At 59.6% G+C, this 9,953-nt stretch carries 9 protein-coding genes; 3 read left to right on the top strand and 6 right to left on the bottom strand.

Annotated features, from left to right (window positions below):
- Positions 1-228: 228 nt before the first annotated feature.
- Entirely contained in the window at positions 229-1,530 is a 1,302-nt protein-coding gene (locus AC1DLB_RS10965; protein WP_086944720.1) for a serine/threonine transporter, read from the bottom strand.
- 63 nt (positions 1,531-1,593) lie between these two features.
- On the bottom strand, positions 1,594-2,970 hold the full coding sequence (locus tag AC1DLB_RS10960) for an L-serine ammonia-lyase (RefSeq protein WP_477743252.1): 1,377 nt from the start codon (positions 2,968-2,970) through the stop codon (positions 1,594-1,596).
- A gap of 135 nt (positions 2,971-3,105) precedes the next feature.
- Here AC1DLB_RS10960 and AC1DLB_RS10955 point away from each other — a divergent pair, with 135 nt between their 5' ends.
- The gene (locus AC1DLB_RS10955; protein ID WP_477784994.1) at positions 3,106-4,068 is read left to right on the top strand and encodes a LysR substrate-binding domain-containing protein; all 963 of its coding nucleotides are present in this window, start codon (positions 3,106-3,108) and stop codon (positions 4,066-4,068) included.
- Between the two features lie 199 nt (positions 4,069-4,267).
- Entirely contained in the window at positions 4,268-4,678 is a 411-nt protein-coding gene (locus AC1DLB_RS10950; RefSeq protein WP_064620217.1) for an HPF/RaiA family ribosome-associated protein, read from the top strand.
- Positions 4,679-4,785: 107 nt separating this feature from the next.
- Here AC1DLB_RS10950 and AC1DLB_RS10945 read toward each other — a convergent pair whose 3' ends face one another.
- The gene (locus AC1DLB_RS10945; protein WP_477743253.1) at positions 4,786-5,661 is read right to left on the bottom strand and encodes a helix-turn-helix transcriptional regulator; all 876 of its coding nucleotides are present in this window, start codon (positions 5,659-5,661) and stop codon (positions 4,786-4,788) included.
- A gap of 138 nt (positions 5,662-5,799) precedes the next feature.
- Here AC1DLB_RS10945 and AC1DLB_RS10940 point away from each other — a divergent pair, with 138 nt between their 5' ends.
- Complete coding sequence (locus AC1DLB_RS10940) at positions 5,800-6,702, top strand: DMT family transporter (protein WP_477784993.1); 903 nt, start codon at positions 5,800-5,802, stop codon at positions 6,700-6,702.
- A gap of 124 nt (positions 6,703-6,826) precedes the next feature.
- On the opposite strand, the gene AC1DLB_RS10935 is transcribed toward AC1DLB_RS10940, so the two are convergent.
- The 3 genes from AC1DLB_RS10935 to AC1DLB_RS10925 form a co-directional block, all read right to left on the bottom strand.
- Positions 6,827-7,801 (bottom strand): 2-hydroxyacid dehydrogenase, encoded by a 975-nt coding sequence (locus AC1DLB_RS10935; protein ID WP_477784992.1) that lies wholly within the window; start codon positions 7,799-7,801, stop codon positions 6,827-6,829.
- Positions 7,802-8,085: 284 nt separating this feature from the next.
- A complete protein-coding gene (locus tag AC1DLB_RS10930; protein ID WP_258614504.1) occupies positions 8,086-8,460 on the bottom strand; it encodes a DUF6124 family protein in 375 nt (124 codons plus the stop codon).
- 335 nt (positions 8,461-8,795) lie between these two features.
- Positions 8,796-9,764 (bottom strand): LysR family transcriptional regulator, encoded by a 969-nt coding sequence (locus AC1DLB_RS10925; protein WP_018927142.1) that lies wholly within the window; start codon positions 9,762-9,764, stop codon positions 8,796-8,798.
- Positions 9,765-9,953: the final 189 nt, after the last annotated feature.

Below are 9,953 nucleotides of genomic sequence, written 5' to 3'. Positions count from 1 at the left end.
CTGAAAAGGGTTGTCCATAATGCGTCACCGCCTGATTGAACGTGCAGTTGTTGACGGCTGTGATCGGGATTAGTTCGCAATACCAGACCACCGGCCTTCCATGTTCATGCRCTTTCTTCCGTGCCGCACAAGGGAGATAGCAAGGGGCATGCCGGAAAAACTGTCGGACAATGTTTACGGCAAAAAAACGGCGGGCACTCTGGCCCGCCTTCTTTTTGCCTGCCCGTTTCAGGGCATAAATGAATAGATGATCGCAGACAGTGCAATCAGACCGACCAACACCACGAACACGTTCGAGGCCTGGCCCGAGTACTGGCGCAAGGCCGGCACGCGGCGGATGGCGTACATCGGCATCAGGAACAACAGGCAGGCGATGATCGGCCCGCCGAGGGTTTCGATCATGCCCAGGATGCTCGGGTTGAAGGTCGCCACGGCCCAGCAACTGAGGATCATGAACAGCGCAGTGAGGCGGTTCAGCCAGCCGGCGGAGACGACTCGACCACGGCCACGCAGGCTTTTCACGATCAGGCCCTGAAAGCCTTCGCTGGCGCCGATGTAATGGCCCAGGAAGGATTTGGTGATTGCCACTAGTGCAATCAGCGGCGCGGCGTAAGCGATGACCGGCGTCTGGAAGTGGTTGGCCAGGTACGACAGGATCGAAATGTTCTGCGCCTTTGCCGCGGCCAAATCAGCCGGGGACAACGCCAGCACGCAGCTGAAGCAAAAGAACATCACCGTGACGACCATCATGGCGTGAGCAATCGCCAGAATGCCGCTGCTTTTGCGTTCGGCTTGCTTGCCGTAACGCTGCTTCTGATCGACGGCGAAAGCGGAAATGATCGGCGAATGGTTGAACGAGAACACCATCACCGGGATCGCCAGCCACAAGGTCTTGAAGAACAGCGGCAGCGGCATGCCTTCACTGGCGGTGGCGAAGAACGCGCCGTTCCAGTTCGGGATCAGGCTGATGCCCAGTAGCAGCAATGCCGCGACGAACGGGTAAACCAGCACACTCATGCACTTGACGATGACGCCCTGACCACAACGGACGATGGCCATCAGGCCGAGAATCAACCCCAGTGACAGGATCGCCCGAGGCGGTGGCGTCATGTGCAACTGGTGCTCCATGAGGCTGCTCAGGGTATTGGTCAGCGCTACGCTGTACACCAGCAGAATCGGGAAAATCGCGAAGAAATACAGCAACGTGATCAGCTTGCCGGCACCGATGCCGAAGTGTTCTTCCACCACTTCAGTGATGTCCCCGGAACGGCCGGACAACACGAAACGAGTCAGACCGCGGTGTGCAAAGAATGTCATCGGAAACGCCAGCACTGCCAGGATCAGCAGCGGCCAGAAACCACCCACGCCGGCGTTGATCGGCAAAAACAGCGTGCCGGCGCCAATCGCTGTGCCATAGAGGCCAAGCATCCAGGTGGTGTCGTGTTTACTCCAGCCTTTGTGGGTTATTTCGTTATTGCGTGTGAGGTCTACAGCGGGATTATCGGCAGCAGGTGTACGTACATCGGTCATCGTTTTCGCCTCGTTATTATTATTACTCGGGCTCACGTGTTGCGAACGGTCAGGAAATGCTCCTCAGCACTCCACCCAGCTAACCGCCAGGCCGCCCCGTGAAGTTTCTTTGTATTTGTCGTGCATATCGGCGCCGGTATCGCGCATGGTGCGGATCACCCGGTCCAGGGAAATGAAGTGTTTGCCGTCACCGCGCAGGGCCATTTGCGTGGCGTTGATCGCCTTCACCGCGGCAATCGCGTTGCGCTCGATGCACGGCACTTGCACCAGACCGCCGACCGGATCGCAGGTCAGGCCGAGGTTGTGTTCCAGGCCGATTTCAGCGGCGTTTTCCAGTTGTTCCGGGGTGGCGCCGAGCACGTCGGCCAAACCGGCGGCGGCCATGGCACAGGCGGAGCCGACCTCGCCTTGGCAGCCGACTTCGGCGCCAGAAATCGAGGCGTTTTTCTTACAAAGAATGCCTACGGCAGCCGCGCCCAAAAAGAACGCCACGACGTCATCGTCCGATGCGTCCGGGTTGAATTTCATGTAGTAGTGCAGCACGGCCGGAATGATCCCCGCCGCCCCGTTTGTAGGCGCGGTGACCATCCGTCCGCCCGCGGCGTTTTCTTCGTTCACGGCGAGGGCGAACAGGTTCACCCACTCCATGGCCGACAGGGTGGAGCTGATGACGTTCGGTTTGCCGATTTCCAACAGGCTGCGATGCAATTTCGCGGCGCGGCGGGGAACATTCAGACCGCCGGGAAGGATGCCTTCGTGACGCAAGCCTTGCTCGACGCACTCGCGCATTACCGACCAGATGTGCAACAGGCCCTGACGGACTTCGGCTTCGCTGCGCCAGGCCAATTCATTGGCCATCATCAATTCGGACACCCGTAGACCGTGCTGTTTGCAGAGCTTGAGCAATTCGGCGGCGCTGGAGAAATCGTACGGCAGCACAACGTCGCTGGCCGGCGCAATGCCGGACTCGGCTTCGGCCGCGTCGATGATGAAACCGCCGCCCACCGAGTAGTACGTCTGCTCGAACAGCTCACCGGTTTCGCCGAAGGCTGTCAGGGACATGGCGTTAGGGTGGTAGGGCAGGCTCTCGTCGAGCAGCAGGAGATCGTGCTGCCAGTTGAAGGCGATGGTCGCTTTGCCGGCCAGGGACAGCTTGCCGGTTTCCCGCAGGTGCAGGATGCGCGAATCGATGGTGGTCGGGTCGATGCTATCCGGCCATTCGCCCATCAGGCCCATGACACAGGCGCGGTCGGTGGCATGGCCGACGCCGGTGGCTGAAAGCGAACCGTAAAGCCGGATTTCGACCCGACGGACGGCGGCCAGTAAATGCTGGTCAATCAGTGCTTGGGCAAAGGTCGCTGCAGCGCGCATCGGGCCGACGGTGTGGGAACTGGACGGACCGATGCCGACTTTGAAGAGATCGAAAACACTGATAGCCATGCTAAAGCCTATACAAGCAATGGAAGAGAAATCGCCGCCATTTTTGTAGGCCAAGCGCAATGTCGGCGATACYGCCTACCTCGGTCCTACGTGACCAATGAAACTTCCTAAGACAGCCTTTAGCAGGACTAAACGATGAGTCGTCAATTGCACGCCCAGAYTTATGTCTGGCTGCACGTGTTTTCCTGTGCCGCGCGGCACCTGTCGTTTACCCGTTGTGCCGAAGAACTGCACATCACGCCGGGTGCGGTCAGTCAGCAAATTCGGCAACTGGAAGAGCGGCTGGGTTTTCGCCTGTTCCACCGTCGCGCTCGTGGCGTGGAATTGAGTGCGCAAGGCCAGCGCCTGGCCATTACGGTCAACGAGGCTTACGGCAGCATCGACGCAGAATTGCGACGACTGGATGCGGGAATGATCAGCGGGATTTTGCGGGTGCGTTCGATTCCCTCGTTCCTGAGCAAATGGCTGACCCCGCGTTTGCCGCGTTTGCAGCAGCGTTTTCCGGACATTCAATTGCGCCTGGTGGCGGAGGACAGCAGCGTGCCGTTGCACGAGGGAGATTTCGATCTGGCGATCGATCTGAATGACGGCRGCTATCCCGGATTGTTATCCACAGCCTTGCTCGACGAGCAGATATTTCCGGTGTGCGCCCCGAGCCTGTTGCGAGGGCGTCCGCCGCTGCACGGCCCGGCAGACTTGATGCACTTTCCGTTGTTGCACGACATCACCGCCTGGCGCGGCAGTTACGAATACGCGGAATGGGAGTTTTACCTCAATGCCATCGGTTTCGAAGGCGCGGACGTGCGGCGCGGGCACACCTTCAACCGCAATCACCTGACCATCGAAGCGGCGATTGCTGGGATGGGCGTGGCGATTGCGCGGCGAACGCTGCTTAACGATGAGCTGGAACGGGGCACGCTGATCGTGCCGTTTGGCCTGGCGGTGCCTAATCACAAGCGCTACGTGCTGCTCTACGCGCCGGGTGCGCTGAGCCATCCGGGCGTGCGCGCGGTGCATGACTGGCTGGTGGAAGAGGCGGGGATTTTTCGTGACCTGCATCCGCTGGGGGGCGCGGCAGATGTGACCATTTGTGACTGAAGACAGGGCCGACCCAACTCCCGACATTAACAGCGCTTTTGCTCGTTGTCCGGCTTTTTTTGCGTATGAATATTTATCTTTTTTTAGGGGTTGAAATGTTCCGCGCACACACCGATTGTGTAACCAAGAGGTTGCGGTGATGACGCCCAAGGGCCAGCCGATGCGCCTCTTGCGAGCTAGCTGAAATAAGGGAAGAACTATGCAAATCCAAGTCAATAGCGATAACCATATTCAAAGCAGTAAACGACTGGAGGAGTGGGTACGTACTACCATTGAGAGCACGCTCGAACGTTATGAAGAGGACCTGACCCGCGTCGAGGTCCATCTGCGGGACGAGAACGGCGACAAGCCTGGTCCCCATGACATGCGCTGCCAGCTGGAAGCGCGGCCAAAAGGCCACCAACCAATTTCCGTTACCCATAAAGCTGACTCCCTGGAACTGGCGATCGACGGGGCAGCCGAAAAACTTGAACATGCGCTGGAGCATATGTTTGGCAAATTACGCGGCAAACCACGCGCCGCTGTGGTGCCGTTCGATAGGGGCGCTCATGCCGATGCGCTGCTTGAGGATGAGTTTCTCGAGAACGAACAGGCTGCGCTCAATGGCTGAGGCCTGATTCACCTTTTACCTTCCTGATTAAAACGGGCCTGCGATTGCAGGCCCGTTTTGTTTCTGGCGTGAGAGCTGCCGAAGGCTGTGATCTTTTACTCTTTGTTCTAGCGTAAAAACGCCTGCCGATACTCCCCAGGCGTCCCACCCAACGCCTGTCGAAACCGGTTGGTGAAATGGCTCGCACTGGCAAACCCGCACGCCAGCGCAATCTCCCCCAACGGCTGCGACGATGCGCGCAACAACTCCCGCGCGCGCCTCAGACGCCGCGCCAACACATACTGATGCGGCGGCAAGCCGAAGCTCACACGAAACATCCGCGCAAAGTGATATTCCGACAGCGCGCACAAGCTCGCCAATTGCCCAAGGCTGATCGCCTCCGCCAACTGACTGTCGATGAACTCCACCAGTTGCCGCCGCTGATGCGCCGCCAATCCACCCTTGAGGCGCAGGCCCTGACGCACACCAACCTGGCTGAGCAAGGCGTGGCTGAGCATCTCGTGGGCCAGGCTGCTGGTGAGCAGGCGTTCGCCGGGTTCGTCCCAGTTGAGGCTGATCAACTGCCGAAAGTGCCGTACTTGCTGCGGGTCTTCGAGGAACGTGCGCTCGCGCAACTGCAATTCCCGTGGCTCGCGATCCAGCAACGTGACGCAACCAAGGGCAAATTGTTCGGGGCTGAAATACAGGTGGGCCAGGCGAATGTCGCCGTTGATCACCCAGCCTGACTGATGGTCGGCCGGCAGAATGCACAGCTTGTCCGGGCCGCCCTTGGTGCCGGGCTGGTCGCGGCGAAAGGTGCCGGTGCCGCCGGCGATGTAGCACGACAAAGTGTGATGGCTCGGCGCTTCGTAGTCCTGGGCGTCATGGTGGTTGCTCCACAAAGCCGCAGCCATGCCGTCACCGAGCTCGGCGCTGTGCTCCAGGCGAGCATTGGGCGAGCGGTTGAGGGCTTGAAAGACTTGCAACGTTTCCAGTGCGGCCATGATCGGTTCTCTCCAACGCCTTGCATCCTACTCCGTAGACGCTGGCCTGCCAGCCTGCGGGCCGACAAAAGCGCAAGTTTATGCAAGTGAAAAAGGGGGGCGCGCCGGACACTGAAGGCCTATTCAGGAGTCTTCACCATGAACCTCTCGCTATACCTGCTGACCGTATTGATCTGGGGCACCACCTGGATTGCCTTGAAATGGCAATTGGGCGTGGTGGCGATTCCGGTGTCGATCGTCTATCGCTTCGGCCTCGCCGCGCTGGTGCTGTTCGTGATGTTGTTGCTTAGCCGGCGCCTGCAAGTGATGAACCGTCGCGGGCATCTGATTTGCCTGGCGCAGGGGCTGTGCCTGTTCTGTATCAATTTCATGTGCTTCCTCACCGCCAGCCAGTGGATCCCCAGCGGTCTGGTCGCCGTGGTGTTTYCCACCGCCACGTTGTGGAATGCCTTCAATGCGCGGGTGTTCTTCGGCCAGAAAATCGCCCGCAACGTGTTGATGGGCGGCGCGTTGGGCTTGCTCGGTCTTGGTCTGTTGTTCTGGCCGGAGCTGGCCGGTCATACCGCCAGCCCGGAAACCTTGCTCGGGTTGGCCCTGGCGTTGCTCGGAACCTTGTGCTTCTCGGCGGGCAACATGCTGTCGAGTCTGCAGCAGAGGGCCGGCCTGAAACCCCTGACCACCAATGCCTGGGGCATGGCTTATGGCGCAGCGATGTTGTCGGTGTGGTGCCTGGTCAAAGGTATCCCGTTCGACATGGAATGGAACGCCCGTTACATCGGCTCGTTGCTGTACCTGGTGATTCCGGGCTCGGTGATCGGCTTCACCGCCTACCTGACGCTGGTCGGGCGCATGGGGCCGGAGCGGGCGGCGTATTGCACCGTGTTATTCCCGGTGGTGGCGCTGAATGTGTCGGCGTTTGCCGAGGGCTATCAATGGACGGCGCCGGCATTGGTGGGGTTGGTGCTGGTGATGTTGGGCAATGTACTGGTGTTTCGTAAGCCCAAGGCACCGATGGTGCAGGGAAGCGGCAAATTGGCCTGATGCTTTGACCGAGCGCTGAACAACTCAGCGCTCGATTCTGATAGCGATATAAATCAGCAACGGCAATATGAAGTCGACAATATGCCGAGAACGGGCAGGTGTTTAAAACACCCGCCCTTTTTGATCAGCCTTTCCACACTTGTGGGTTCACCAGATCCTGCGGTCTTTCACCCAACAAGGCACTGCGCAAGTTAGCCAACGCACGGTTGGCCATGGCTTCGCGGGTTTCGTGCGTGGCCGAGCCGATATGCGGCAGGGTCACGGCGTTTTTCAGTTGGAACAGCGGTGATTCAGCCAGTGGTTCTTTCTCGTAGACGTCCAGCCCGGCGCCACGAATCCGGTTGTTTTGCAGCGCTTCGACCAGCGCCGGCTCGTCTACCACCGGGCCACGGGCGATGTTCACCAGAATGGCGCTCGGTTTCATCAACGCCAGTTCGCGGTGGCTGATCAGGTGCCTGGTTTTTTCGCTAAGCGGCACCACCAGGCAGACGAAATCGGCTTCGGCCAGCAGTTGATCCAGGCTACGGAACTGTGCGCCGAGTTCCTGTTCCAGTGCGGTCTTGCGGCTGTTGCCGCTGTAGATAACCGGCATGTTGAAGCCCAGTCGACCACGACGGGCGATGGCCGCGCCGATGTTGCCCATGCCGACGATGCCTAAGGTTTTGCCATGCACATCGCTGCCGAACAACGGTGCACCGACGGTGGCTTGCCATTGGCCTGCCTTGGTCCAGGCGTCCAGCTCGGCGACGCGGCGGGCACTGCTCATGAGCAGGGCGAAGGCCAGGTCGGCGGTGCTTTCGGTGAGCACGTCGGGGGTGTTGGTGAGCATGATCCCGCGTTCGTTGAAGTAGGCGAGGTCATAGTTGTCGTAGCCGACGGAGACGCTGGACACCACTTCCAGTTTGCTGGCGTTCTCCAGTTGCGCCCGGCCGAGTTTGCGACCAACGCCGATCAGGCCATGGGCGTGGGRCAGGGCTTCGTTGAACTGGGCGGCGATGTCGCCGTTTTTCGGGTTCGGCACGATCACATCGAAATCCTGTTGCAGGCGTTCGATCATGGGCGGAGTGATGCGGCTGAAGGCGAGGACGGTTTTTTTCATTGGAGAGGGGCTCGTCGGGCGTGGAGATTGCCAAGCAAGCTAACATTCTTCGCGGACATTATGCGAGTGCTCGGATTGCCCGGGTGTACGCCATCCAAAATTGTGGGAGCGAGCGGTGCGGCGATCCGACTTGCCCGCGAAGGCCGCCTGACTGCCGGCCAATCACCCATAGATGAACCCGTTCAACTGTAGGAGCAGAGCTTGCTCGCGAAAGCGGTGTGTCAGGCGGCGTAAATGTTGAATGCTGGAAAGCCTTCGCGGGCAAGCCTCGCTCCTACAGGGGGTCAGCTGTGTGGCGCGGGCTTCGGTACGTCGACGTTATCCAGCACCCGGTTCACCGCCAGTTCGGCCAGCATGATGACTTGCTGGATCGCCAGGATCGTGTGCCGCTGCGGGGCGTCGACATAGGCGGCAATGTCGCTGGTCATGACGCTGGCCGAGGCCAGGGATTCGCAGACATGGGCCAGCAGGCTCTCGTTGTCCATGTCCGGCGCGACCTGAAACATCCTGCTTGGCTTGCGGCCTTCTGGTTTTTTCGGAGTGGGCTTGAGGTAGTGATCGAGCGCTCGTTCGGCGGCTTCGTTGAGTTTTTTCGAATCGAGAGATTCGTAGGGGGAAACGTCGTCGGTTTCCGGAGGGTTCGGTGTTTCTTTAATCATGCGGAAGTTACTCATTGGCAGATGAAGTGGAACTGCCATCTTTCGTTTTCCAGACGAAAGGGTGGCAGCTGTGCGCGGACTGGAAAAACCGGAACACCCACCAAAACCCGGCAGACCCGAAGGTCTCCCGCGCACAGCCGCCATAACAAGGATTGCGTGCAGTAAAAAGCGTCGCAGTATGCCATGGGGTGTGGTCAGTGTTCGCCAGGTTTTCCAGACCTGATCGCTGATTTTGCAGCGACCCACAAAGCCTACCCACTTCGCTTCCGACCCAACAACCGACAGAACTCGTCGGAAACATCCCCCAAAATCACCGCGTCTGTAGGACCGTGAAATCAGTTCGCCAGCCGAGCCCCGCCCAAGCTGCCGCTCAATTCATACGCCGCCAATTCCGCCTGATGCGCCGCCAGAATCTCCGGCAACGATCCACGCAAGTATTCGACCCAGGTCTTGATCTTCGCGTCCAGATACTGCCGCGACGGGTAAATCGCATACAGATTCAATTCCTGCGAGCGGTACTTTGGCATCACCCGCACCAGCGTACCGTTGCGCAGCCCTTCAATCGCCGCATACACCGGCAACACCCCAACCCCCATGCCGCTGGTGATCGCTGTCTTCATCGCGTCAGCGGAGTTCACCAAGAACGGTGAGCTGTTGATGGTGACCATTTCCTGGCCTTCGGGGCCATCGAAAGCCCACTTTTCCAGCGGGATCACCGGGCTCACCAGGCGCAAGCACATGTGATTGAGCAAGTCGCTGGGCTTCTGCGCGCAGCCGTTGGCTTTTACATAGGCGGGCGATGCGCAAACGATGCTGTAGGTGATGCCCAAACGTTGGGAGACGAAGCCCGAGTCGGGCAGTTCGCTGGCGAGCACGATGGACACGTCGTAGCCCTCGTCGAGCAAGTCCGGCACACGGTTGGCCATGGTCAGGTCGAAGGTCACGTCGGGGTGGGTCTTGCGGTAGCGAGCGATGGCGTCGATGACGAAGTGCTGACCGATGCCGGTCATGGTGTGCACCTTGAGTTGCCCGGCCGGGCGCGCGTGGGCGTCGCTGGCCTCGGCTTCGGCTTCTTCGACATAGGCCAGGATCTGCTCGCAGCGCAACAGATAGCGCTTGCCCGCTTCGGTCAAGGCAATGCGCCGGGTGGTGCGGTTGAGCAGGCGGGTTTGCAGGTGGGCCTCCAGGTTGGAGACCGCGCGCGAGACGTTGGCCGTGGTGGTGTCCAGTTGTACGGCGGCGGCGGTGAAGCTGCCGGCCTCGGCCACGTAACTGAAGGCGCGCATGTTTTGCAAAGTGTCCATGGGGTGCTCTCTTGGCGGATGGCAAATTGTGACACGAAGTTTCAGAGACTGAGACCCCGACCAAGGGATTATCTCGTTAACGGTAACAAAGATTCACAAGAATCCCGGCTTATCGCCAACAAGGCCCACCCCTAGAATTGCGCCGACTGTAGGAGCCGGCTTGCTGGCGATGGCATCACTGCGGTCTTC

The organism is Pseudomonas sp. 05N434 (genome assembly GCF_056396965.1).
This window is presented reverse-complemented; position numbering and strand designations above follow the sequence as displayed.